Below are 24,222 nucleotides of genomic sequence, written 5' to 3'. Positions count from 1 at the left end.
TTTCGGTTTTTCCCGTCCGGAAACCGTACGCCGCCCCAATTGCCCGGTCAATGTCGGGAAGATCCCGCAATTGCCGCACCGTTTTCCCATCCCGCTCCCTGTGCCGGAATGACGCATCGCGATGGATCGGCTGACATGACGCCCGTGAACGCCCTTTTCGGCAAGCCCGCCGCCATCGCCGCAAGCCTGGCTCTCGGCGCCCTCTTCCTGTCGGCGGGCTGGACGACGCTGCCGACCCGCCATGCCGCCGCAACCGTCAGCTATCAGCTTGCCGCCCCGATGGACGGCACGCCGGCAGCCTCCGCCGCTGCGCCAGCCGCGGCGCCCATTCCGGTGCCGGTCTTCCTGATGCAGCCCGACCACGCGACCATGCGCAGCGGCACCGGCCTGCTGCAGCCGGACGGGCGGGTGGACATCACGCTGTTCGATCCGTCCGACCCGCGGCTGATCCACGGCAGCGAGGCGCTGATGTTCAACACCGAGTTCCGCGTCCTCTGGCTGCTCGCCACCGACGAGGAGCGGGCCCGGCTGTGGCGCGGCATCGAGGAGGTGGGGCGCGGACTGCGCACCGCCATGGACGGCATTTTCGAATCGCCGGAATTCACCGGTGAATACCGCGACGCCTTGCAGGAGATCGGCCGGATGGCGATCGAGGAGGCCTGGCGGGCCCCGTCGACCCGCGCCACCTACGAGGAGTTCCTGCGCAGCGCCGAACCGATGCTGCACGACACCGTCGGCCGCGACCTGAAGGCCATCGCGACGAAGCAGGTCGAACCGCTGGTGTGGAACCTGATCGGCGCCAATGTCGGCATGGCGCTCGATCCGTTCCGCAGCCAGTCCTGGGATCTCGCCCCCGTCGATCAGGCCATCGACACCATCCTGCGCGAAGCGCGGGAGGCCGGGCTGGTCAACCGCGCGGCACGGCAGCTTGCCGACAGCTGGCAGGCGAAGGCCTTCCTGAAGACCTTCGCCGGAAATGTCGTCGATGCGCTGGCCCATCAGCAGCGCCTGCGCGACGTCGCCGGCCGGATGGTGAACGATCCCCGGCTGGGCGCCTATCTGAAGCCGGTTTCCGGCCCGGCCGGCGATCTGGCCCGGCTCGCCCCCGACCTGCTGTTCGGCGTCCAGGCCGGCGCCGATCTCAACGCGCTGGCCGCCCACACCTTCCAAGGCTTCCTGACCGGCCGCGGCGGTCCGCTGATCGTCATGATGAGCGCCCGCCAGCGCGAGGACATCCTCACGCTCGACCGCTATTCGCCCCGCATCCTCCTGCATGCCGTGCCGCAATGACCCAGACCTCCCATGCCCTCGTCATCGATGGCTTGACCATCGACCGGCCGAACGGCCAGCCTCTGCTGCGCCACACCAGCTTCGCCATCGACCCCGCGGAGGTGGTGCTGCTGGTCGGGCCGAGCGGGTCCGGCAAATCCACCATCGTCAAGCTGCTCGGCGGTCTTCTGGAGAACGGCCCCGGGGAATGGCGGGTGTCCGGACGCCTGCATTGCGGCGGACAGCCGATGGATCTGGCGACGGAGCGCAGCCCGGTCGGCGGCATCGTCTTCCAGGACCATGCGCTGTTCAACGATCTGAGCGCCGTCGAGAATCTGCGCATCGCCGCCGACCATGCGGCGCACCCGCCGGATTCCGTGCTGATCGCCGACGCCACCGCCCTGCTGGACGGCATCGAGCCGACGCAGACCGTCAGCTCCTGCAGCGGCGGGCAGCGCCAGCGTCTGGCCATCGCCCGCACCCTGCTGGCCGACCGGCCGGTCCTGCTGTTCGACGAACCGAACTCTGGTCTGGACGTCGCGATGGCGCGGCGGCTGGGTGAGCTGATCCGCGATCTGTGCCGGACGATGAACAAGCCGGCGCTGGTGGTCGCCCACCACGTCAAGGATCTGCTTCCGGTGGCCGACCGCGTGCTGCTGTTCGACACGCGCAACCACCGTCTGGTCGAGGTACCGCGCGATGCCGAAGCCATCGAGGCTGCCCTGCTGGCCTTGGACGAAAGCGCTCTTCCCCATGACAGACAGGCAGGGCTTACAGAAGCCGGCTTGGCCGAAAGCGGAATTCTGCGGGGCGCCGGCAAGGGTCGGGACTGGCGGAAGGAGGTCGGCCACCGCTCCCGCTTCCACTGGTTCCTGCGCTATCTCGCCGAATATTTCTGGGAGCTGTGCGTCTCGCCGCTGATGCTGATCTATATGGGAGCCGGCGCCCTGATCATGGGCTTCGTGTCGATGTGGTTCGGCTTCCACTACAACTCCTTCGGCGGCTACCTGAAATCCCTTCTGCACGACGAGACGCTGGTCGGGCTGGGGCTGGTCCAGGGCACCGTGGCGGTTCCGCTGATCAGCAGCATCCTGTTCGTGGCGCGCAACAACGCCATCATCGCCGCCGACATCGGAAACCGGGTCCTGTCGTCGCAGTTCAGCGCCATGCAGAACCTGCGCATCACCGCGCGCGGCTACATCTTTTCGGCCATCCTCATCAACATGGTGGTGGGATCGCTGATCCTGCTGGTCATCTCGCTGGGAATGGCGAGCTGGGCGTCGATGCAGACCTGGCACATCCAGTTTCCGATGCAGAGCTTCGAGCTGTGGCGCAGCCATTTCTTCCGCAAGCTGCTGCCCGACGGCCTGCATCCCTCCTTCAGCATGGTCTGGGTTCTTTTGAAGGTGGCGCTCAGTTCACTGCTTGCCGGCGGCGCCGCGATTGTTATCGGCTGCGGAAAGAAAGAATCGGTTCTCGAAATAAACGCAGCGATTGCGCGTTCGATCATTGTCGGGGTGACTCTGACCCTGCTGGTCCACGCCATCATTTCAATTCTGACACTCTGACACACCTCCCCTTCGGATATTTCCCGATAGCGCGGGAACTCTTTTGGGGTAACATTGCGGTGAATGGACGCCGTGAAACGGGGAAGCGGATCATGATCACGGATGCGGACATCGAACAGCGGGCCGCGGCGCAGGATGCCAAGGCCGCGGGAAGCCAACCGGAACCCTGGCAATCCGCCGGTCAGGCGATTCCGCCGTCGCCCCCGCCCGACCTGCCGCCTTTGAAGGCGCCGGCTTCGGATGCGCGAAATCCGTCGCTGCCGCTGATCCTGTCCATCGCGGCGCTGGTCGCCACGGTGTCCGCCCCCTACTGGTCGCCGCCGCTCTACCGGCTTCTCCGGCTTCAGCCGGCCGGACTGGAATGGCAGGCGCGGCAGGAGGTCGAAACCGGCCGTCTCGCCCGGTCCGTCGCCGAGCTGGACCGCAAGGTCAGCGATCTGTCGGCGACACTGGTCAGGACCACCGAACAGGGCCTGTCGGCCAATGCGGTGCTTGCCAATTCAGATGCCAGAATCCGGATGGTGGCGCTTCTGCAGCTGCGCGCGACCTTACGCCGGCCGGTTCCCTTCGATGCGGAGCTGAAGGCCGTCCGCGCCCTGGGCGGCAAGATGGAGGAGTTGGAGCCGCTGCTGGCCGCGGTGGAGGCCTATGCCGCAAACGGCATTCCGGTGGAAAGCCAGCTCCGGCAGGATTTCGCGGCGGTCACCGAGGCTGCGGGGCGCACCGATCCCCGGCCGACGCCGATCAGGTGGCTGTCCAACGTCACGGGCTGGACACCGGTCGCGGTCGAACCTGAGGCGATCCGGCCGGTGGCGATTGCCGAACAGGCGCAGGCGCTGCTGGCCGAAGGCAATCTGCCGGCCGCCATGGCGCAGCTGAGCGCCATCGACCTCGGCTCCACGTCTCCGGCCCGCGCCTGGATGGAGGATGCACGGGCACGGATCGCGGCGAACCAGGCAATCGACCGCATCGCCGAGATGGTGGTGACGGCGGCTGGCCGGATGTCTCCGAAATCCTGACAGGACTGGGTCGGGGTCCATGCGGGCCCCATGCACGGGCGGCGGTTTCACGCTCCGCCCGTTGGCGTCCAATTGGCAATATGGCTGGCAAGGTATGGCTGGATGAGTTGCGACCTTCTCGTGTCTCGCCTGCTCGGCTCGGTGATCGCCGCGTCGCTCTGGACCGCTTCGGCCGCCTGCGCCAGCCCTCCAACGGCAGCATCGCCCCAGGGCACCGCCGCGCCGGCCACGGCGGCTCCGGCCGCCACGGCAAAGGATGCTGCTGAACAAGGTGGCTGGCTCGACAGCTACAGCCGCGCCGTCTTCGATTTCAATCGGCATCTTTACGACGGCTTCGACGCGGTGGGCGGCTGGATGCGGGGCGGGGCACCGGCCGCACCGCCGGATCCGGCGGCCGGAAGCGTGCAGAACGTGGTCACCAATCTGGTGAACGAGCCGCTGACCGCCGTCACCAGCACGATGATCGGCGAGTTCGGCAACGCATGGCGGTCGGTGGAGCGCTTCGGCATCAACAGCACGGTGGGCGTTCTCGGCTATTACGACACCGCGAGCCAATGGGGATTCACCCCGACCCACACCGACCTCGGTCTCAGCCTCTGCCGCTCCGGCGTGGGTGAGATGGGGTATGTGGTCCTGCCGTTCATCGGTCCGCGCACCGGTCGCGACGCAATCGCCGACATCGTTCTGATGAACGCCGTGCTTTGGACCTTCGCCGGGGTGGCGGCGGGCACCGGCGCCAGCTTGCAGACCATCGTCATCGCCGAATCGGTCGAGGTGGTGGCGGACATCACGGCGACCCGGCAATTCGACATCGAAGCGAAGAACATCCGCCTGCCGGACTACGATGCCACGCGCACGGCCTACCTGAAGCAGCGGCGGGAACGCTGCGCCCACCCGATCGAGACACCGCCCGCCAAGGGGCCGGTTTCCGCTCCCCCGTCGCTCGACCGGACGCCACCGGGCCGGGGGCGCTCTTCGCCCGAGATGGCCTTCCCGGAAGACGACCGCCCAGGCCCACGCAAAGGACTTTCCGTGCAGCGGACGTACGCGGTCGCCGTCCGATAAGCGGCTGCGCGTGTCGAAGAGCAACCGCCCACCGCTCTTTCGCCTCCCTCCCGACAAGTTGCTCCGGTTTTCAAGGCTGCAAGGTCGATCAAATCCTGAAAGACCTTTCCACCAGCCCCGAAGATTTTACTCAAGACTTTACACACCTATATTCGACAGCCGTTGCCGTCATCGCCGAATAGCCACATCGCTATTTTGGAAGACGGCTTCTCTTCACCTTTTTAAAATGCTCAATTATGAAATTGAGTTTTATGAATAATTTAAAACTGAAGATTGGAAGCCTGATAGGGGTTGTCCGAATTGACTCAACCTCTCTTTTATAAATAAAATTTACCCAATAGTCGTTTAAGCACTTAAGCAATTTTTGCGTAGATAAATGAAGACCCTATAGGATTTTTATTTCTACTGAAGATTATCTCATTCATTTCGCAATTTGTTATTGACGATCTCATTCAAAAATTTCTCCGCACGCTGAAGAAAGATGCCCTGAGGGAGGGGACGCGCTGTGACAGAGCCAACAATGACGGAATCGGGTCGGAACGATCGATGCCGCGACCGCAGAAGCGGTGAGGCATGCGGCCGGCGGAACGGACTGGCCGGTGCGATTCTGACGGCGCTGCTGATCGTTGCCCTTGCCCAGTTCGCCTTGCCGTCCTGGGCGGCGACGGAAGCACCTCCGGCCGGAACCGGCGCCCCGCCACCAGCCACCGATGGCGCTTCGCCGCCTTCCGCCGCACCGGCACGACCGGACGGACCGACGGAGGTGAAGGTGGGCATGTACCTGACCCAGCTGCTCGATTTCGACATGTCGAAGCGGTCCTACTACGCGTCGTTCTGGCTTTGGTACCTGCACGACAATCCCGAATACGATCCGCATGCGACGGTCGAAGTCGCGAACGCGAAGTCGGACAGCGTGAAATTCGCCTCGCTCGACACCAGCAAGGGAGTCCGCTGGCATCAGGAAAAGCACGGCGCGGTGCTGGCGGAGGATTGGGAAATCACCCGTTTCCCGTTCGACCGGCAGAAGCTGGTCATCATGGTCGAGGACGGCCAATCCGACACCGGCCGCATCCGCTTCGTCGCCGACGGCAAGAACAGCCGCATCGATCCGGCCGCGACCGTGCCGGGCTGGACCATCGAGGGCTTCGACCTCTCGGCCCAGGACGTGACCTACAACACCTCCTACGGCGATCCCACCCTGTCGGAGGACAGCGTCTATTCGCGGGTGGTCGCGACCATCACGGTAAAGCGCCAGGGCGTCCGCCTGCTGTGCAGCCTGTTCGTCGGCTTCGGCGTCGCGTTCCTGCTGGCCCTGCTCACCTTCTTCCTCGATTTCGAGTCGATGGCGGGATCGCGGATCGGCCTGTGCGCCGCGGCGGTGTTCGCCGCGGTCGGCAACAAATACGCGCTGGACGGCTATCTGCCGCCCGCCTCCACCTTCACGCTCGCCGATGTGATCGTCAGCACGACCTTCGCCTCCATCCTGCTGGCGGCGCTCGCCGTCGTCCTGATGCAGCTGACGCACAAGCGTGCGCCACGCTTCGCCCGCGTCGCCAACCTATTGCTGTGTCTGGCGACCTTAGCCGGATACATCGGCATCAACGGCTATGCCGTCGCCTCGGCCGCCTGACGGAACGGTGGAGACGACGATGACCGCCCCGCTCCCGATCGACGGCCCGACGGCGCTGCGGCCAGCCGCCCGGACGGCGACGGTGACCGTTCTCGTCGCCGAGCGGCACTTCGCAATTCCGGCGAGCCAGGTGGCGGCCATCGATCTGGCGGTCCCCGCCGCACCGGTGCCGTTCGCTCCGCCCGGCTACGAAGGCGTGGTCTTCAGCCACGGCGTGGCCGCCGCGCAGATCGATCTGGGGACCCGGAACGTCGGGCGACCGGGTGCCGGGCGATGGAGCCTGCAACTGGACCACGCGGCAGGGCCGCTGTCGCTGCGGGTCGATGAGGTGAAAGCCGCCGACGGGAACATGGCGGAGCCGGCCTCCGGCCCTGCCCTTTCCATCGATCCGGACGATCTGCTCGGCGGTCTCGCCCCCTGCGGGCCGCAGCCGGCACAACCGGCACCCGACCATATGGACCGGGCGTCCGAAGAGCTGGACGTGCTGTTGGTCGCCGGTGGCGGACAGCGTGTCGCCATCCCCGCGACGCTGGTCGACAGTGTCGGCCGTCCGGACGGCCTTCTGACCGCGCATGGCATCGCCCCCCGTCAGGTGGTGATGCTGGACGGCGACCTGCTGCCGGCCCACTCCCTTGCCTCCTGGATCGGGGCCGGGTCGCCGGAGGACGACAGCTGGGCCTTGCGCCTGCGCACGCCCGACGGGACCATCGCCCTGACGGTCGCCGAACTGTTCGGCCTGCACAGCCTGCCACGCCGGGATCTGGTGGCCGTCGATGCCGACGGCGAAACCTCGCTGTGGTGGCGGGACGATGCGGGCAACCGCCCGATCCAGGTGGTTCATCCGGGGCCGGGCAGGTTCCTGCCGATAGACCGGCCGGCGGCGCACGAAGCGGTCTGCACGGCCGTCCGGTCCCTGCCCGCGCCTTCGTCGGGCCACAGCCATGTCGCGATGGCGGCCGGCCCCGTGATCCTGACCGCACCGGCCGCCATGGTGCGGGAGATGCGGGGGATACCCTGCCCCGGCGACTTCCACCGGTCGCGCCGCTCCGGATCGATCCCCGCCTTCGACATCGACGCGGCGTTCGGGGGCACGGCCGGGCCGGCCGGCTGCGTGGTGCTGAAGCGCGACGGCCGGCGTCCCATCGCCCTGCTGACGGGACGGATCGAAGCGGTGGATGGCGGCTTCGGCTGGCATGCGCCACCGCCGCTGCCCCATGCGATGGCCGTTCTGGCCGAGGCGGTCCGCCCGGCGCCCGGAAAGCCGTCGGACGGCAAGCCGGTCCTGGAATGTCTGGTGCGGCCCGACGCCTTCCGCCGCCCGTGGCGTGCGGACCCCGGAGATGTCGTGCGGATGGCCATGCGGGCGTCATTCGCCGGCTGGCTTTCGAATTGGTGAGCGGACCCTGCAGGAGTGCCCTGGCGCAATGTTCAAGAACCTGAAAATCGGCAAGAAGCTGGCGGTCCTGGTGGTCGTCCTCAATGCCTTCACCGCCATCATCGGCCTCATCGCCCTGCATGGCATGAAGATGGGAAACGACGCGCTCGACACGGTTTACAATGACCGGGTGGTGCCGCTGCGCGATCTGAAGGTGATCGCTGACCTCTATGCGGTCAACATCGTCGATATGGCGCACAAGGCCCGCAACGGGAATATGCCCACCGAGGCCGCGCTTGCCGCCATCGACGCCGCCCGCACCGGAATCCGCGAAAAATGGCGTGGCTATCTGGCAACCTATCTGGTCGACGAGGAAAAGGCGCTGGTGGCGAAAGCCGAACCGCTGATGGCCGACGCCGACCGCGCGGCCGACCGGTTGCGCGGGATCCTCGCTGCCGGCCGTTCCGAACGGCTCGACCGCTTCGTCATCGACGAGCTGTATCCGGCAATCGAACCGGTGTCCGATGCGATGTCGGCACTGATCGAGTTGCAGCTGACGGTCGCCAAATCGGTCTACCAGCAGAACGACGCCCTGTACGACCTCACGGTCCGCCGGACCATCGGGCTGCTGATCGGTGCCGTGCTGGTCGGGGTGGCGCTCGGGGTGGCGATCATCCGCTCGATCACCGTGCCGCTCGGCCAGGCCCGCGATGTGATCGACCGCATGGCGCGGGGCGACCTGAACGTCACCGTCGCCGACGACGGCCGCCGGGACGAGATCGGCCATATGCTGCGTGCCACCGCAGGCATCGCCGCGACGCTGAAGGCGGTGGCCGGCGACCTGCGCGACCTGATCGAGGCGGCCCGCGGCGGCGCCCTGTCCGTGCGGGTGGAGCCTGAACGCCATGCCGGTGAATTCGCCGTTCTGGTGCGCGGCGCCAACGAACTGGTGGAGGTGCTGACCACGCCGCTGTTCGAGGTAGCATCGGTGATGGCGCGGCTGTCCTCCGGCGACATCCGCGGCCGCATGACCGGTTCCTATGAAGGCGACCTGCGGGCGCTGAAGGGCAACGTCAACCGCAGCATCGACGCGCTGGCCCTGCTGCTCGACGAGATCTCGGGCTTCGCCGGGGCGCTGGCCCAGGGCGATGTGACCCGGACCGTCGACGGCGCGCACCAGGGCGACTTCGCGGCCATCAAGAACAACCTGAACCGCGCGGTCGAGCAGCTCGCCGCTGTGCTGCGCGCGGTGAACGGCTCCACCGAGCAGGTCGCCACGTCGGCGACGGAGACGGCGGCGGCGGCCATCGACGTGTCGCGCCAGGCGGCCGGCCAGATGATGACGCTGGCCGACGTGTCGGGCGCCATCGAGCAGACCGCCGGCGCCATCGGCGAGATCGCCCGCAACGCCGAACGCGGCAGCACCCTGGCGCGCGGCACGGCCGACCTTGCCGAGGATGGGCAGCGGACGCTGATCTCGCTCACCCGGGCGGTCGACGGCATCGCCGAACGGACCGCGGGGATCGAACGGATCAGCGCGCTCATCGCCGGGATCGCCGACAAGACCTATGTGCTGGCGCTCAACGCCGGGCTGGAAGCGGTCCGGGCGGGGGAGAGCGGCCGCGGCTTCGGCCTGATCGCCGCCAAGATCTCGTCGCTGGCCGAGGACGTCACCGCTGCCACCCGCGACATCGGCACGCTGGTGCGCGAAGCGTCGGCGGGCGTGGAAACCGGCGTGCAGGCCGCCGGCGAGGCGGCGGAAGCGATTGGACGCATCGTCGAGGCGTCGCGCGACAGCGGCTCCACCGCCCAGTCCATCGCCGCCGCCATCGACGAGCAGAACGCCATGGCCAGCCTGCTGAAGGACCGGGTCGAGCAGCTTTCCATGACCGGGCAGGCGACGGCCGGCGCTGCGGAGGAGATCTCCGCCACCATGGCCTCGCTGACCGACATGGCGCAGCGCCTGAAGGCGGAAACCGCCCGCATCCGCACCGCCTGACCACAGCCGCACCGGAGAGGAGGCAACGGGAACGCCATGAAGGAAGGGTTGCGCCGCGCGGCCGGCAAACTGACCGCGCCGTTCGTCATCACGCTGGTGGTGCTGTTCGGCTTCTATCTCGGGGGCGACAGCTTCCAGGGGTTCGGGCTGGCCGCGATGGACAGCACGCGCCGCGTGCTGAAATACGTGCTCGGCGTTGCCGCCTTCCTGTCGCTGGCCGTGCTGGTGCAGCGGATCGTCCAGTATGTGATCTTCGACGGCATCGTCGCGTCCGCCACCGGGTCGCCGGTGCCGAAGCTGCTGAGCCAGATGTCCGGTCTGGTGATCTTCGGCATCGCCGTGTCCGCCTGCGCCGGCATTGTGTTCGAACAGGATCTGACGGTGCTGTGGGCGGCGTCCGGCGTGGCCGGCCTCGTGCTCGGCATGGCCCTGCGCGAGCTGCTGCAGGACGTGTTCGCCGGCATCGCGCTCAACATCGACCGCGCGATCCGCATCGGCGAATACATCCAGATCCACCGGTCGGGCGACAGCAAGATCAGCGGTCAGGTGCTGGAGATCAGCTGGCGCACCACCCGCGTGCGCGACTTCATGGGCGATCTAGTGATCTTCCCCAACAGCAAGTTCAGCGCCTTCACCATCACCAACTTCAGCCAGCCGGAGGCCAACAGCTTCCGCTTCGTGACCCTGACGCTCGACGCCCGCGTGCCGCTCGCCCGCGCCACCCGCATCCTCCAGGCGGCGGCGCTGGAGGCGATGACCGGACTTGCCGGCCCCGACACGCCGGTCCCCTGGGTCGAGGTCAAGGCGATCCGCCTGGAGGGCGTCGAATACGCCATCTTCTACAAGGCGGAATGGCGCCATCTGGGCAACGCCTCGCCGACGATCCTTCAGACGGTGCTGACCCATCTCGCCTTCGCCGGGCTGGAGACCGCGACAGTCCTGACGGACGGCCCGTCCGCTGCGGATGGTGCGTTCCGGCAGGCCGGGGGCGCCGGCCCCGATACCGCCGCCTTGACCGCCCTGCTGCGCGCCACCGCCCTCTTCCGCGGGGTGGGGGATGCGCCGCTGCGCCTGCTGGCCTCCCACGCGGCGATGCGGGAGCTGCCGGCCGGTCAGGTGGCGATCCAGGCGGGAGAGGCCGGGACCTCGCTCTATCTCGTGCTGGAGGGGCTGTTGTCGGCGGATGCCGGGCGCAGGTCGGTCCGCGATCCGCTGCCGGCGACGCTGCGCCCCGGCGACCTGTTCGATCCCGCCATCCTGCGCGGCGAAGCCCATGGCAGCACCGTGCGCTGCCGCACAGCGGTCCTGCTGTGCGAATTCGGCCCCGACGCCCTGCAATCCCTGTTCGGCGCCGGTGCCGGCACGATGGAGCGCGTGGCCCGCAACCTCGTCGCCGGCTCTGCCAGCCGTTCCGACGAGGACGAGGAGCGGGTCGCCGACACCCTGCGGCAGATGAGGCACCTATTTCCCGCCCCTGTCGGGCGGCAAGGCCCAGGCATCGGCCCGGTCGCCAACACGGGCTGAAACCACCGGGCAACCGGCCCCGCCGGACACGTTCAACGATAACGCCAAAGAGAGGTGACACCATGGATCCCATTTCGCTCGCGGTCGCCTTCATGGCCGCCTTCGGCATCATCTCGACCGATGCCGTCCTGCATGCCGACAGCGTCGCCGTCAGCCTGTACATGTCCGACGATTTGTCCAAGGGAACCGCCCGGGGCGACGTGATGGAGGACATGTTCATCGCCAAGATGCAGGAGATCGGCGACACCAAGTCCTATTTCGGCAGCCCGAGCGTGCGCTCGACCAAGGCCAAGACCATGGGGGCGGTCCTGGCCAAGACGCTGAAGCTGGAGGATATGACCGCCGCCGTTCAGCACACCTTCGGCATGAAGACGGCGACGGTGAACGGCAGCTTCGCCAAGGACGAGAAGGAGGGCAAGCTCCAGCTCGTCGCCATGGTGCGCGATCCGGACGAGCCGCCCTTCCCGGTGATCGTCAAGCGCAAGGACGGCGAATCGCTGCCCGACATGATGGGGCGCGCGGCACAGGAGGTGATGGAGCATCTCGCCCCCTACGTGACGGTGGTCTATACGCTCCAGAACGCCGACCGCCAGCACGACTACACCGAGGTCGAAGAACTGATCGCGCGCGAGCTGAAGACCTACGCCTCGAAGACCTACTACAGGGAACGGGCCAGCATTCTGAACATGGCGGGCATCGTCGCCCTTCACAAGCAGAAGCCCGACGAGGCCGCCCGCCTGTTCGAGGAAGCCGACCAGACCGATCCGGCCCTGCTGTTCCCCCGCCTGAACCGCGCCTTCGTCATGCTGCTGAAGGACGACGAGAAGTCGGTCGAAACCTATCTGAAGCCGGCGATGGAGACCGCCCGCTATCAGCGCGCCTACACGATCCTGGCCGCCGGGGATCTGCTGCGGGCCGGCGCCTTCATGGCAACGGGCCGCTACGATCAGGCGATCACGGCGCTCGACGATGCCGAATATTGGGATCCGACCAGCGCCCTGGTGCCGTCGCTGCGTGCCGAAATGTGCACGGAGCGGGGGGACGTGGTGTGCGCCCAGCGCAACCAGACGAAGGCCCGCGCGAACCTCGACAATTTCGAAACCTACCCGGAGGTCGCGAGCCTTTACTACCGCATCTCCTGGCGCAAGGGTGAACCGCTGAAGCCCAGCGATCTGCGCCAGGATCTGGGGAAACCTTCGGCGGCGCAGCCGACACCGGTCAAGGTGTCCACCACCGTCAAGTGAGGGAACGGAGCGCCTCGATCAATCAGGCGGGAGTCCATCGAGGCTCCCGCCGCTCTCGTGGCGACCGGTATGCCGGTCTGCACAGCAAGAAAATGTGGAGTTCTGACAGCTTGGAGTGTGATCGGTTCAAGCGGAATTGCTTAAATCGTGAATCACACGAAAAATCAAAAATTTAGAGTCTGTCTGGTGCTTCAGTAAGCATCAGACGCACGCTAAACCCCACTATGAATTGGTTTTAATTTTCCAGGATCCTCAAATCCCGCTAGATAACCGTGCCGGGTGTTGGCTTGGGGTCCGGAAATTTTATGAATTCGAATGGAATTCTTCTGTCGCGCGTTCTGCGCGGCGGAGACGCGCGGCATCGGGATGCCAGCGCGGTCGCGGTGGTGGTCTGGTGTCTGTTCGTGGTGGCGATGGCAGTGCTTGCCGTCGTCCGGCCGGAGCGGCCGATCACCCACATCTACCGCGACGCGGTGATCGACTGGTGGTCGTCGGTCCCCGTCTATACCCAGGGCATCCACGGCTTCCTCTATTTTCCGTCCAGCGCGGTTCTGCTGGGTCCGCTGGCGGCCCTGCCGCTCGGTCTCGGCGATCAGATCTGGCGGCTGGCGATGGTCGCCGTGTTTTCCGGCGCGGTGTACCGGGTGGCGCTGCTGCTGCATCCCAACATGGGGCGGACGCTGGCCGCCTGGGTGCTGGTGGCGGCCATTCCAACCGCGTCGATCAACGTCCTGCGCGGCCAGTGCGAACTGATGATGATGTCGGTGGTCCTGCATGCCGCGGTCGATCTGGCACACAGGCGGGATCGCCGGGGCGCAACGATGCTGGCGCTGGCCGTAGCGCTGAAGCCGCTGGCGCTGGTCCCCGCCCTGCTGTTCGCGGTGGTGCGGCCGGGCGTGCGCCGGCCGCTGGCGCTTGGATTGCTGATTGCCGCGGCTGCCCCCTTCCTGCACCCGGACCCGGGCTATGTCGCCGGGCAATATGCGGCGATGATCGCCAAGCTCGCCACCGCCGCCGCACCCGACAGCGGCCGCTGGTTCGACCTGACCCGCATGCTGGCCGAAGCCGGGGTGCAGCCGGCCTATGCGACCATGACGGCGCTGCGGCTGGCCGGCGCGCTGCTGGTGGTCGGCATCGTGTGGATGGCGGGGCGCCGGCTCGACCATGCCACCGGGATGATCGTCACGGCGATGCTGGGGGCCTGGTATCTGGTGCTGTTCAACCCAAGGACCGAAGAGGGCTCCTATCTCAGCATCGCGGTGCTGACCACCCTGGCGGCGCTGGTGGAGCATCGCCGGCCGCGGGCCGGAGCGGTGCCGATGCTGCTCGGTCTGGCCGTGGCCGGGTTGGGTCTGCATTTCTACGGGGGCTGGTTCTACCGACCGACACAGATGTGGCTCAAGCAATCGCTGACGCTCGCCCTGCTCGTTTATCCCGTCTGGCTGGTGGTGTCCCGACGAAGCCTGCTTGCACACTCCGTCCCGGCCGACGGCCAAGTCCTCCATTGTTTTTCCGGTGAAGTGGGAGAATCATAGGTAAAACGAAGCCGCACCGGCAAAAGAGGGAACGCCACCATGACCGGAACCGACGCCGACCCACCCGAATTGTCCGCCGATCTGCCGGACACACCGGACCGCGAGCGGCGATACTCCGCCCCGGCGCTGGAAAAGGGGTTGGACATCCTGGAATTCCTGTCCGAGTGCCGCGATCCCCAGTCGTTGCAGCAGATCGGCGACGGCGTGGGACGGACCAAGGGCGAGATCTTCCGCATGGTCTCGGTGCTGGCGCAGCGCGGCTATATCGAGCGGCTGGAGGGCGACGACCGCTTCCGCGTCACCGACCGGCTGTTCCGCCTGGGAATGAACCGGCCGGTCAACCGCTCGCTGATCGAAATCGCCCTGCCCTTCATGAATGCCTTCGCCGAGAAGACCGGCTATTCCTGCCATCTCGCCGTGATGTCGGGCACGCAGATCGCGGTGGTGGCGCGGGTGGAAAGCACCAGCCACATCGGCTTCACCGTCCGCATCGGCTACCGCCAGCCCCTGGTGCTGACCGGGTCCGGCCATTGCCTGATGGCCTTCATCGGCGCCCGCCGCCGCCACGGCCTGTATGAGGAGCTGCGGCAGGAGGATCCGTGGATCGACCTCGATGCGCTGGACCGCACGCTGGATGCCGTCCGCGCCGCCGGCCATGTCGCCCGCCCCAGCGGCATCACCGAAGCGGTGGTCGATCTCTCCTGTCCCGTGATCGACCGGCGGGAGGGCGGCGCCGTCGCCGCCCTGACCTGCCCCTATCTGCGCACCCGGCAGGTTCCGAAGGAACCGGCGGAGATCCTGACCGCCCTGGACGAAGCCAGCCGGCGTATCTCGGAAATCTTTTCGTTGGACTGACGGATCGATTTACAGGCGCAATGGCGATGTGTATATAAAACATGCGATCCGCGCTGCGGATTGTGGCAACAGCGATGCAACCGGCGGCTCCGCAACCGCACCCGACATCGCGCCTTAGGGAAAAACGCCTGGGGAGAACACACCGCCATGACCGCCAGATTGCAGGGCAAGACCGCCATCGTCACTGCCGCAGGCCAGGGAATGGGCCGCGCCGCCGCACTCGCCTTCGCGGAGGAAGGCGCCAGCGTGATCGCGACGGACATCAATGACGGGCTGCTGGCGGAGCTGTCGGGCATTCCCGGCATCGTCACCCGCCGCCTGGACGTCTGCGATCCGGCGGCGATCCGCGCCTTCGCCGCAGAAGTCCCGGCTCCGTCGGTTCTGTTCAACTGCGCCGGCTATGTCCATGCCGGCACGGTGCTGGAGTGCGACGAAGACGCCTTCGACTTCGCCGTCACGCTGAACGTCCGGTCGATGTACCGGATGATCCGCGCCTTCCTGCCGGGAATGCTGGAGGCCGGCGGCGGATCGATCGTCAACATGTCGTCCGTCGCCTCGTCGATCATCGGGGCGCCCAACCGCTTCATCTACGGCACCACCAAGGCCGCGGTGATCGGCCTGACCAAATCGGTCGCCGCCGACTACGTCACCCGCGGCATCCGCGTCAACGCCATCTGCCCCGGCACGGTGGACAGCCCGTCGCTGCACGACCGCATGCGGGCGCTCGGCGATTACGACACCGCGCGCGCCGCCTTTATCGCGCGCCAGCCGATGGGCCGTCTGGGCACGGCGGAGGAGGTGGCGAAGCTCGCCGTCTACCTCGCCTCCGACGAATCCTCCTTCATGACCGGACAGGCCATCGCCATCGACGGCGGCTGGACGAATACCTGACCGCCAGGAATCTGACCGGCAGCCACCAGACCAGCGGCCGGCCAGCGAAAACGACAAGAAACTCCTGAACGAGAAATCTGGGGAAACGCTCTATGAAGCTTCTGCGCCATGGCCCGCGGGGGGCCGAGAAGCCGGGATTGCTGGATGCCCAGGGGCGTATCCGCGACCTGTCCGCCCATGTCGGCGACATCGCCGGCCGCTGGCTGCTGCCCGAGGGGCTGGCGGAGATCGCGGCATTGCCGGTGGACAGCCTGCCGCTGGTCGATGCCTCGACCCGACTGGGTCCTTGCGTGGCCGGCACCGGCAAGTTCGTCTGCATCGGCCTCAACTATTCCGACCATGCGGCGGAAACCGGGGCGACGGTCCCGTCGGAGCCGGTGATCTTCATGAAGGCGACCTCCACCATCCAGGGTCCGGACGACCCGGTGGAAATCCCGCGCGGTTCGACCAAGACCGACTGGGAGGTCGAACTCGGCGTCGTCATCGGCAAGACGGCCAAATATGTGTCGGAGGCCGAGGCGCTGGACCATGTCGCCGGCTATTGCGTCGTCAACGACCTGTCGGAACGCGAATTCCAGATCGAACGCCAGGGCCAGTGGACCAAGGGCAAGAGCTGCGACACCTTCGGCCCCATCGGCCCCTGGCTGGTGACCAGGGACGAGGTTCCCGACCCGCAGGCGCTGGACATGTGGCTGGAGGTCAACGGCCACCGTTACCAGAACGGCTCGACCCGGACGATGGTCTATGGCGTCGCCCACGTCGTCTCATACCTGTCGCAATTCATGAGCCTGCATCCGGGCGACGTCATCTCCACCGGCACGCCGCCGGGCGTCGGACTGGGGCTGAAGCCGCCGACCTATCTGAAGCCCGGCGACCGGATCGAGCTTGAGATCCAGGGTCTCGGCCGCCAGCGCCAGCAGGTGTACGCGGCGGAGTGACGCCAGCCCGGCGGTATCCGAACGGATGGCGCGGCCAGCGGCACAAGCGGTTTGCTCGACAAAGCAGCCAGACGGCGCGGTCCAAACGACCGGACGCGCCGGATGGGGAGGTGCCATGCAGCAAGCGTCGCTCGACACGGCCCCCGGCCGGTTCCCCGCAGCAATTGCGGGGACCGAGCTGCTGCGGCTGGACAGCATCACCAAGCGGTTCCCCGGCGTGCTGGCGCTGGACGGCGTCGGTTTCGACCTGCGGCGCGGCGAGGTCCATGCGCTGTGCGGCGAGAACGGGGCCGGCAAATCGACGCTGATGAAGATCATCAGCGGCCAGTACCAGCCCGACGAGGGCAGCATCGCCTACAAGGGCGAGCTGCGGCGCTTCGCCTCCTCGCTCGATGCCGAGCGGGCCGGCATCGCCATCATCCACCAGGAACTGAACCTCGTCCCGCATCTGAGCGTGGCCGAGAACATCTTCCTGGCGCGGGAGCCGAAACGCGGCTGGTTCATCGACCGTGCGGCGCTGCGCCGGCAGGCCCAGGCCTGCCTCGACCGGCTCGGCGTCGACATCCGCCCCGACGCCCCGGTGAAGTCGCTGTCGGTCGCCCAGTGCCAGATGGTGGAGATCGCCAAGGCACTGTCGCTGAACGCCGAGATCGTCATCATGGACGAGCCGACCTCGTCCCTCACCGAATCCGAAACCGCCCTGCTGTTCCAGGTGATCCGGGAGTTGAAGGAACAGGGAGTCGGGATCGTCTACATCTCCCACCGGCTGGACGAGATGGCGCTGATCGTCGACCGGGTGACGGTTCTGCGCGACGGCCGCTTCGTCGACACCCGCGCCTTCGCCGACACCTGCGTCGATGAGATTGTCGCACTGATGGTCGGCCGCTCGCTGGACGACAAATTCCCGGAGCGCACCTCCGTTCCCACAGAAGCGGTATTGATGGAGGTGCGCGGCCTGACTCGCCGCGGCGTCTTCCACGATGTCGGCTTCGACCTCAGGCGCGGCGAGATCCTGGGCTTCGCCGGACTGATGGGCGCCGGCCGCACCGAGGTGGCGCGGGCGATCTTCGGCGCCGACCCGCTGGATGCCGGAACCATCCGGCTCGGCGGCGGCGAGATCGCGGTGAAGACCCCACGCGACGCCATCGCCCACGGCATCGCTTATCTGTCGGAAGACCGCAAGAGCCACGGGCTGGCGGTCAAGATGTCGGTCACCCAGAATTTGACGCTCGCCAACATGGCGGCGGTGTCCAACGTGCTGGGATTCATCGACCGCAAGGCGGAGGAGCAGGCGGCGTGGCGCTACATCCAGATGCTGTCAATCCGCACGCCGTCGCCGCATCAGGTGGCGCGCCTGCTGTCGGGCGGCAACCAGCAGAAGATCGTCATCGCCAAGTGGCTGTTCCGCCAGTCGCGCATCCTGTTCTTCGACGAACCGACGCGTGGCATCGATGTCGGCGCCAAATTCGCCATCTACCAGCTTCTCGACCGGCTGGCCGCCGAGGGGATCGGTGTCGTGCTGATCAGCTCCGAACTGCCGGAAATCCTCGGCCTGACCGACCGCGTCGCCGTCTTTCATGAAGGCCGGATCACCGCCGTTCTGAACACGCGCGCGACCAGCCAGGAAGAGATCATGCATTTCGCCTCGGGCCATGGCCGCCCGGCGGCGCCGGGAGCCGAAACGCCATGAGCAATCCCACCACCAAGACCCTCGACGCCGCGCCGTCCGCCACACCGCGCCAGCCGGTGAGCGACGGTCCCCAAACCATGAGCGGCCCCATAAGCGGTCGGGTGATGAATGACCGGCGCAAGGACCTGATCCAGAAATTCGCGGCGCTGGCCGGGCTGCTGGTGCTGGTCGCCGTCTTCTCCGCGACCAGCGACGCCTTCCTCAGCGTCGGCAACGGCATGACCATCGCGTTGCAGGTGACCTCCATCGCCTATCTCGGCATCGCCGCGACCTGCGTCATCATCACCGGCGGCATCGACCTGTCGGTCGGCTCCGTCCTGGCGCTGTCCGGCGTGGCGGCGGCGCTGGCGGTCAAGGCCGGCGCGCCGGTGCCGCTCGGCATGGGGTTGGGTATCCTGGTCGGCGCCTTCTGCGGCCTGCTGAACGGGCTGTGCGTGACGCGGCTGAAGCTGCCGCCCTTCATCGCCACGCTGGGCATGATGATGGTGGCGCGCGGCGTCGCCCTGCAGATCACCGGTGCGCGCGCCGTGTCGGGCCTCGGCGACTCCTTCGGCGAACTTGGCAACGGCGCCATGTTCCGCATCGTCCGCATCGGCGAGGATGGCTTCCCCGACGTGGTCTTCCCTGGCATCCCCTATCCGGTGGTGCTGATGGTGGTCATCGCCATCGCGGTGGCGATCATGCTGAGCCGCACCACGCTGGGCCGCCACATCTATGCCGTGGGATCGAACGCGGAGGCCGCCCGGCTGTCCGGCGTCAACGTCGTCGGCGTCACCCTGTTCACCTATGTGCTGTCCGGCACGCTGGCCGGGCTGACCGGCTGCGTCCTGATGTCCCGCCTCGTCACCGCCCAGCCGAACGAGGGCGTGATGTACGAGCTGGACGCCATCGCCAGCGCCGTCATCGGCGGAACCTCGCTGATCGGCGGGGTGGGGACGATCTCCGGCACCGCCATCGGCGCCTTCGTGATCGGCATCCTGCGCAACGGGCTGAACATGAACGGCGTGTCGGCCTTCACCCAGCAGATCATCATCGGTCTGGTCATCCTGCTGACCGTCTGGATCGACCAGATCCGCAACCGGCGCTGACCGGCGTTTTCGGCAAGCAAACAAACTAACCAACAGGGAGTGAAACCATGAAGCGCTTCGTTTCGGCCTGTCTGGCGTCCGCCGTCGCTCTCGCCGCCGGCAGTGCCCTTGCCGCCGACAAAGAGATTGCCGTGGTGGTGAAGACGGTGAACTCCACCTTCTGGCAGAATGTGCAGAAGGGGGCATCCACCGCCCAGAAGGAGGCGGACGGCTACACCATGACCTTCCAGGGTCCGGCGGCGGAATCGGCCATCGCCGATCAGGTCAACATGGTGGAGAACGCGGTGAACCGGAAGGTCGCCGGCATCGTGCTGGCTCCCTCCGACCCCGACGCGCTGGTCCCGGTGCTGAAGAAGGCCTGGGAGGCGAAGATCCCGGTTGTGCTGATCGACTCGCCGGTGTCGGACGCCGGCAAGCAGTATTATCAGGCCATGCTGTCCACCGACAACGTCAAGGCGGGCGAGCTGTGCGCCAAGGCGCTGATCGACAAGGTCGGCACCAGCGGCAAGATCGCCGTCATGTCCTATGTGGCCGGTGCGGGATCGGAGATCGGCCGGGTCGGCGGCTTCACCAAATACATCAAGGACCATTCGAAGCTGGAGATCGTCGGCCCCTTCTATTCCCAGTCGCAGATGGCGACGGCGCTGAACCAGACCACCGACGTGCTGGCCGCCAATCCCGACCTGAAGGGCATCTTCGGCGCCAACGAGCCGACCGCCATCGGCATGGGCCGCGCACTGGCCCAGAGCGGCAAGGCCGGCCACATCGCCGCGGTCGGCTTCGACGGCAACCAGGATCTCCAGGGCTTCGTCAAGGACGGCACGCTGGAGGCCATCGCCGTCCAGGGCTCCTACCAGATGGGCTATCTGGGGGTGCAGACGGCGGTCAAGCTGACCAAGCGCGAGAAGGTCGAAAAGGCACTGGACACCGGCGTGGTGCTGGTGACCAAGGCCAATCTGGCGACGCCGGAGGCGCAGAACGTCCTGTACTGAGCGGTTGCACAGCGTCTTCTCCCGGGCCCCTTCTCCTGGCCTTGGGCGTGCGCGGCGCCCGGTCCCTCGCCGCGCACGCCATTTTCTTCGCCATCCAGTTTCCGCAGTTGAGGCGTCCCGCATGAACCTCACCGACCGCCGCACCCTGCCACGCTCCGGCCTGTTGCTCCCGGTGATCGGGCTGGGCTGCGCGCAGCTCGGCGGTCTCTACCGCCCGACCGATCCGGCCGAGGCCGACCGCCTCGTCGCCGCGGCCTGGGAGGCCGGCATCCGCTATTTCGACACCGCCCCCTATTACGGCTATGGCCGGTCGGAGCGGCGGCTGGGCGCAGCATTGTGCGACCGGCCGCGCGACGGGTTCGTGCTGTCGACCAAGGTCGGCCGGCTGATCCGTCCGAATGCCGGTGGGGCGCGGACATCGGGCGTCGATGCCAGCGGCTGGGCCGATCCTCCGCCCTTCCACCCGGTCTATGATTACTCGCGCGACGGCATCCTGCGCTCGGTGGAGGATTCGCTCCAGCGCCTCGGCCTTGCCCGCATCGACATCCTCTATGTCCACGACATCGGCCGGGTCACCCATGGCGACGCCCATGCCCATCACTGGGACGCGCTGACCCGCGGCGGCGGTTTCCGCACGCTGGAGGAGTTGCGGCGCGATGGCGCGGTGTCGGCCATCGGCCTCGGCGTCAACGAATGGGAGGTGGCGCTGGACGCGATGGACGAGGTCGATCTCGACTGTACCATGCTGGCCGGCCGCTACACCCTGCTGGAACAGACCAGCCTGTCGCCCTTCCTGGAACGCTGCCTCGCCACCGGCACGCGGATCGTCGCCGCCGGCGTGTTCAATTCCGGCATCCTCGCCGGCAACGGCAAGTTCAACTACGCCGACGCCCCGCCGGAAACCGTCGCGCGGGTGGAAGCGCTCGCCGCCGCCTGCCGCGAGTTCGCTGTCGAGCTTCCCGCCGCAGCCTTGCAATTCCCGCTCGCCCATCCGGCGGTGGCCTCCTGCGTCACCGGGGTGCGCAACGCCGGCCAGCTGGCGACCAACCTCGCCTGGGCGCAGGCGTCGATCCCCACCGCCTTCTGGCAGGCATTGAAGTCACGCGGCCTGCTGGACGAGGCGGCCCCAATCCCGGCGGAGGCCTGACCCCATGCGCATCGACGCCCACCAGCATTTCTGGCTCATGGCCGCCCGCCAGGGCGAATGGCCGACACCGGAGCTTGGCCCGATTTACCGCGATTTCCTGCCGCCAGACCTGCTGCCTCTGCTGCTGGAGAGCGGCATCGACGGCACCGTCCTGGTGCAGACCCTGTCCAGCGAGGCGGACACCGCCTTCATGCTCGACCTCGCAGCAAAGCACAGCTTCATCCGCGGCGTGGTCGGCTGGACCGACCTGAAGGCGCCGGACGCCCCGCAGCGGGTTCAGGCGCTGGCATCCCATCCCAAGCTGAAGGGGCTGCGGCCGATGGTGCAGGCCGAAGCCGCCGACTGGCTGGACGATCCGGCCATCGATCCGGCCGCCGCCGCTATGGCCGAATGGGGGCTGAGCTTCGACGCGCTGGTCCTGCCGCCTCACCTGCCGTCGCTGCTGCGCTTCGCCCGCCGGCATCCGGCCCTGCCCATCGTCATCGATCACGCCGCCAAGCCGAACATCGCCGGCGGCGGCACTCCCGGCTGGGTGGAGGACATGGCCGCCCTCGCCACCCTGCCCAATGTCCGGTGCAAGCTGTCCGGCCTGCTGACCGAAGCGGGCGAGCGCACCGGGATCGACGACATCCGTCCCTATGTCGAGCGCCTGATCGCCCTGTTCGGCACCGACCGGCTGCTCTGGGGCAGCGACTGGCCGGTCCTGCGGCTGGCCGGCGACTATCCCGGCTGGCTGGAGATGTGCCGCCGGCTGGTCCCCGCAGCGGCGCATGACGCGGTGTTCGGCGGCAATGCCGCAACCTTCTACCGGCTGGGCTGATCCCACGTCCGCCGTCCAATTCCATCCTCAAGGACCAGACCGATGCCGTCTTCCGTTCCCGAACTTCTCCTGCTGAACCCGTCGGACAGCGTCGCGGTCGCCACCCGTGAGATCCCGGCGGGCAGCGCCGTCTCCGTCGGCAGCTTCGCCGGCACCGCCGCCGCCACCATCCCCAGCGGTCACAAGATCGCCATCCGCGCCGTGGCGCCGGGCGAGCCGGTGGTCAAGTACGGGCAGGTGATCGGCACCGCGACCCAACCGATCGAACCCGGCCAGCATGTCCACGTCCACAATCTCGGCATGGGCGAAGCCCGGCTGGACCACGGCTCCACCCGCATCGTCGAGGCCGAGCGCGGCGCGGAGGAGGCGACCTTCCTCGGCATCCGCCGGCCGTCCGGGCAAATCGCCACCCGCAACTACATCGGCGTCATCGCCAGCGTGAACTGCTCCGCCACCGTCTGCAAACGCATCGCCGATGCCTTCAACGGCAACGCGCTGGCCGATTACCCGAACGTCGACGGGGTGGTCGCCATCGTCCATGGCAGCGGCTGCGGCATGAACGGCACCGGCGAGGGCATGGCGATCCTGCGCCGCACTTTGCGCGGCTATGCCGACCATGCCAATTTCGCCGGGCTTCTGCTGATCGGGCTGGGCTGCGAGATGAACCAGATCGCACCCTTGGCCCAGACGCTGGCGCCGCGCCCGGACGGGCTGATCGCCACCCTGACCATTCAGGAGGAAGGCGGCACCCGCGAGACCATCGAGCGCGGCGTCGCCCTGGTCCGCGCCATGCTGCCCATCGCCAACGATGTCCGGCGCGAGCCGGTGCCAGCGAGCCATCTGACGGTCGGTCTGCAATGCGGCGGTTCCGACGGCTATTCCGGCATCACCGCCAACCCGGTGCTGGGCGCCGCGGTCGATCTGCTGGTCGCCCATGGCGGCACCGCCATCCTGTCCGAAACGCCGGAGATCTACGGCGCCGAGCATCTGCTCACCGCCCGCGCCGCCTCCCCCGCCGTCGCCGATAGGCTGATGGACCGCATCCGCTGGTGGGAGGACTACACCCGCCTGCACAAGGGCGACATGAACAACAACCCGTCGCCCGGCAACAAGGCCGGCGGCATCACCACCATCCTGGAGAAATCGCTGGGTGCGGTCGCCAAGGGCGGCGGCACCCGCCTGAACGCGGTGGTCGATTATGCCGAGCCGGTGACCGACCACGGCCTCGTCTTCATGGACACGCCCGGCTACGACCCGGTGTCGGCCACCGGACAGGTGGCGGGCGGCGCCAACCTGATCGCCTTCACCACCGGCCGCGGCTCGACCTACGGCTGCAAGCCGACGCCGTCGCTGAAGATCGCCACCAACAGCGCGCTCTATGCCCGCATGGGCGATGACATGGACTTCAACGGCGGCGCGGTGCTGGACGGCGGCACCAGCGTGGCGGAGGCGGGTGCCGCCCTGTTCCGCCTGATGCTGGACACCGCCTCGGGCCACCGCACCCGCAGCGAGGAGAACGGCATCGGCGACAACGAGTTCGTGCCCTGGCAGATCGGCGCCGTCATGTGACGAC

Annotated in this window: 20 protein-coding genes; 19 read left to right on the top strand and 1 reads right to left on the bottom strand. The window is 67.4% G+C overall.

The annotated features are described in order from the left end of the window. Positions 1-135: 135 nt before the first annotated feature. The 4 genes from VH569_RS14860 (at position 136) to VH569_RS14845 (ending at position 4,921) form a co-directional block, all read left to right on the top strand. On the top strand, positions 136-1,290 hold the full coding sequence (locus VH569_RS14860; RefSeq protein ID WP_423316041.1) for a hypothetical protein: 1,155 nt from the start codon (positions 136-138) through the stop codon (positions 1,288-1,290). Beyond that, on the top strand, positions 1,287-2,837 hold the full coding sequence (locus VH569_RS14855) for an ATP-binding cassette domain-containing protein (protein WP_423316040.1): 1,551 nt from the start codon (positions 1,287-1,289) through the stop codon (positions 2,835-2,837). The genes VH569_RS14860 and VH569_RS14855 overlap by 4 nt, the downstream gene beginning before the upstream one ends. Positions 2,838-2,929: 92 nt before the next feature. After that, positions 2,930-3,856, top strand: a complete 927-nt coding sequence (locus VH569_RS14850; RefSeq protein ID WP_423316039.1) for a COG4223 family protein — start codon at positions 2,930-2,932, stop codon at positions 3,854-3,856. Positions 3,857-3,958: 102 nt separating this feature from the next. Then, positions 3,959-4,921, top strand: a complete 963-nt coding sequence (locus tag VH569_RS14845; RefSeq protein ID WP_423316038.1) for an MlaA family lipoprotein — start codon at positions 3,959-3,961, stop codon at positions 4,919-4,921. 417 nt (positions 4,922-5,338) lie between these two features. Here VH569_RS14845 and VH569_RS14840 read toward each other — a convergent pair whose 3' ends face one another. Next, on the bottom strand, positions 5,339-5,698 hold the full coding sequence (locus VH569_RS14840) for a hypothetical protein (RefSeq protein ID WP_423316037.1): 360 nt from the start codon (positions 5,696-5,698) through the stop codon (positions 5,339-5,341). Between VH569_RS14840 and VH569_RS14835 the strand changes: the two genes are divergently transcribed. The 15 genes from VH569_RS14835 to VH569_RS14765 all read left to right on the top strand — a co-directional run bounded on the left by VH569_RS14835 (position 5,697) and on the right by VH569_RS14765 (position 24,218). Next, a complete protein-coding gene (locus VH569_RS14835) occupies positions 5,697-6,551 on the top strand; it encodes a hypothetical protein (protein ID WP_423316036.1) in 855 nt (284 codons plus the stop codon). The two genes, VH569_RS14840 and VH569_RS14835, sit on opposite strands and share 2 nt — an antisense overlap. Before the next feature lie 19 nt (positions 6,552-6,570). Further along, positions 6,571-7,947: a chemotaxis protein CheW gene (locus VH569_RS14830; RefSeq protein ID WP_423316035.1), complete on the top strand. Its 1,377-nt coding sequence runs from the start codon at positions 6,571-6,573 to the stop codon at positions 7,945-7,947. Positions 7,948-7,975: 28 nt separating this feature from the next. Next, positions 7,976-9,925 (top strand): HAMP domain-containing methyl-accepting chemotaxis protein, encoded by a 1,950-nt coding sequence (locus tag VH569_RS14825; RefSeq protein WP_423316034.1) that lies wholly within the window; start codon positions 7,976-7,978, stop codon positions 9,923-9,925. 36 nt (positions 9,926-9,961) lie between these two features. Then, positions 9,962-11,449, top strand: a complete 1,488-nt coding sequence (locus VH569_RS14820) for a mechanosensitive ion channel family protein (protein WP_423316033.1) — start codon at positions 9,962-9,964, stop codon at positions 11,447-11,449. A gap of 62 nt (positions 11,450-11,511) precedes the next feature. Further along, on the top strand, positions 11,512-12,693 hold the full coding sequence (locus tag VH569_RS14815; RefSeq protein ID WP_423316032.1) for a tetratricopeptide repeat protein: 1,182 nt from the start codon (positions 11,512-11,514) through the stop codon (positions 12,691-12,693). A 305-nt stretch (positions 12,694-12,998) separates the two neighbouring features. After that, positions 12,999-14,228, top strand: coding sequence for a glycosyltransferase 87 family protein (locus VH569_RS14810; RefSeq protein ID WP_423316031.1), 1,230 nt, complete (start codon positions 12,999-13,001; stop codon positions 14,226-14,228). Positions 14,229-14,267: 39 nt separating this feature from the next. Beyond that, the gene (locus VH569_RS14805) at positions 14,268-15,083 is read left to right on the top strand and encodes an IclR family transcriptional regulator (RefSeq protein WP_423316030.1); all 816 of its coding nucleotides are present in this window, start codon (positions 14,268-14,270) and stop codon (positions 15,081-15,083) included. Between the two features lie 147 nt (positions 15,084-15,230). Continuing rightward, on the top strand, positions 15,231-15,974 hold the full coding sequence (locus tag VH569_RS14800) for an SDR family oxidoreductase (RefSeq protein WP_423316029.1): 744 nt from the start codon (positions 15,231-15,233) through the stop codon (positions 15,972-15,974). Between the two features lie 92 nt (positions 15,975-16,066). After that, entirely contained in the window at positions 16,067-16,912 is an 846-nt protein-coding gene (locus VH569_RS14795) for a fumarylacetoacetate hydrolase family protein (RefSeq protein ID WP_423316028.1), read from the top strand. Positions 16,913-17,027: 115 nt separating this feature from the next. Further along, entirely contained in the window at positions 17,028-18,602 is a 1,575-nt protein-coding gene (locus VH569_RS14790) for a sugar ABC transporter ATP-binding protein (RefSeq protein WP_423316027.1), read from the top strand. Then, a complete protein-coding gene (locus VH569_RS14785) occupies positions 18,599-19,690 on the top strand; it encodes an ABC transporter permease (RefSeq protein WP_423316026.1) in 1,092 nt (363 codons plus the stop codon). Before VH569_RS14790 ends, VH569_RS14785 begins: the two co-directional genes overlap by 4 nt. Positions 19,691-19,737: 47 nt before the next feature. After that, positions 19,738-20,682 carry an ABC transporter substrate-binding protein gene (locus tag VH569_RS14780; RefSeq protein ID WP_423316025.1) on the top strand — a complete coding sequence of 315 codons (945 nt, stop codon included), beginning with the start codon at positions 19,738-19,740 and terminating at the stop codon, positions 20,680-20,682. Between the two features lie 121 nt (positions 20,683-20,803). Next, positions 20,804-21,829, top strand: coding sequence for an aldo/keto reductase (locus VH569_RS14775; RefSeq protein ID WP_423316024.1), 1,026 nt, complete (start codon positions 20,804-20,806; stop codon positions 21,827-21,829). A gap of 4 nt (positions 21,830-21,833) precedes the next feature. Further along, a complete protein-coding gene (locus tag VH569_RS14770; RefSeq protein ID WP_423316023.1) occupies positions 21,834-22,649 on the top strand; it encodes an amidohydrolase family protein in 816 nt (271 codons plus the stop codon). A gap of 42 nt (positions 22,650-22,691) precedes the next feature. Next, positions 22,692-24,218, top strand: coding sequence for a UxaA family hydrolase (locus VH569_RS14765; protein WP_423316022.1), 1,527 nt, complete (start codon positions 22,692-22,694; stop codon positions 24,216-24,218). The last annotated feature ends 4 nt before the right edge of the window (positions 24,219-24,222 follow it).

This window comes from Azospirillum sp. 11R-A, assembly GCF_049472615.1.
In the GTDB taxonomy this organism is placed as follows: Bacteria; Pseudomonadota; Alphaproteobacteria; order Azospirillales; family Azospirillaceae; genus Azospirillum; species Azospirillum palustre.
The sequence above is the reverse complement of the archived record's forward strand: the minus strand, read 5'-3'. Positions and strand labels throughout refer to the sequence as shown.

What these genes read in the sequence shown, in the direction of transcription:
- VH569_RS14860 (WP_423316041.1), top strand. Translation starts at nt 136, where the DNA reads ATGACGCCCGTGAACGCCCTTTTCGGCAAGCCCGCCGCCATCGCCGCA.
- VH569_RS14855 (WP_423316040.1), top strand. Translation starts at nt 1,287, where the DNA reads ATGACCCAGACCTCCCATGCCCTCGTCATCGATGGCTTGACCATCGAC.
- VH569_RS14850 (WP_423316039.1), top strand. Translation starts at nt 2,930, where the DNA reads ATGATCACGGATGCGGACATCGAACAGCGGGCCGCGGCGCAGGATGCC.
- VH569_RS14845 (WP_423316038.1), top strand. Translation starts at nt 3,959, where the DNA reads ATGAGTTGCGACCTTCTCGTGTCTCGCCTGCTCGGCTCGGTGATCGCC.
- VH569_RS14835 (WP_423316036.1), top strand. Translation starts at nt 5,697, where the DNA reads ATGTACCTGACCCAGCTGCTCGATTTCGACATGTCGAAGCGGTCCTAC.
- VH569_RS14840 (WP_423316037.1), bottom strand. Translation starts at nt 5,698, where the DNA reads ATGCCCACCTTCACCTCCGTCGGTCCGTCCGGTCGTGCCGGTGCGGCG.
- VH569_RS14830 (WP_423316035.1), top strand. Translation starts at nt 6,571, where the DNA reads ATGACCGCCCCGCTCCCGATCGACGGCCCGACGGCGCTGCGGCCAGCC.
- VH569_RS14825 (WP_423316034.1), top strand. Translation starts at nt 7,976, where the DNA reads ATGTTCAAGAACCTGAAAATCGGCAAGAAGCTGGCGGTCCTGGTGGTC.
- VH569_RS14820 (WP_423316033.1), top strand. Translation starts at nt 9,962, where the DNA reads ATGAAGGAAGGGTTGCGCCGCGCGGCCGGCAAACTGACCGCGCCGTTC.
- VH569_RS14815 (WP_423316032.1), top strand. Translation starts at nt 11,512, where the DNA reads ATGGATCCCATTTCGCTCGCGGTCGCCTTCATGGCCGCCTTCGGCATC.
- VH569_RS14810 (WP_423316031.1), top strand. Translation starts at nt 12,999, where the DNA reads ATGAATTCGAATGGAATTCTTCTGTCGCGCGTTCTGCGCGGCGGAGAC.
- VH569_RS14805 (WP_423316030.1), top strand. Translation starts at nt 14,268, where the DNA reads ATGACCGGAACCGACGCCGACCCACCCGAATTGTCCGCCGATCTGCCG.
- VH569_RS14800 (WP_423316029.1), top strand. Translation starts at nt 15,231, where the DNA reads ATGACCGCCAGATTGCAGGGCAAGACCGCCATCGTCACTGCCGCAGGC.
- VH569_RS14795 (WP_423316028.1), top strand. Translation starts at nt 16,067, where the DNA reads ATGAAGCTTCTGCGCCATGGCCCGCGGGGGGCCGAGAAGCCGGGATTG.
- VH569_RS14790 (WP_423316027.1), top strand. Translation starts at nt 17,028, where the DNA reads ATGCAGCAAGCGTCGCTCGACACGGCCCCCGGCCGGTTCCCCGCAGCA.
- VH569_RS14785 (WP_423316026.1), top strand. Translation starts at nt 18,599, where the DNA reads ATGAGCAATCCCACCACCAAGACCCTCGACGCCGCGCCGTCCGCCACA.
- VH569_RS14780 (WP_423316025.1), top strand. Translation starts at nt 19,738, where the DNA reads ATGAAGCGCTTCGTTTCGGCCTGTCTGGCGTCCGCCGTCGCTCTCGCC.
- VH569_RS14775 (WP_423316024.1), top strand. Translation starts at nt 20,804, where the DNA reads ATGAACCTCACCGACCGCCGCACCCTGCCACGCTCCGGCCTGTTGCTC.
- VH569_RS14770 (WP_423316023.1), top strand. Translation starts at nt 21,834, where the DNA reads ATGCGCATCGACGCCCACCAGCATTTCTGGCTCATGGCCGCCCGCCAG.
- VH569_RS14765 (WP_423316022.1), top strand. Translation starts at nt 22,692, where the DNA reads ATGCCGTCTTCCGTTCCCGAACTTCTCCTGCTGAACCCGTCGGACAGC.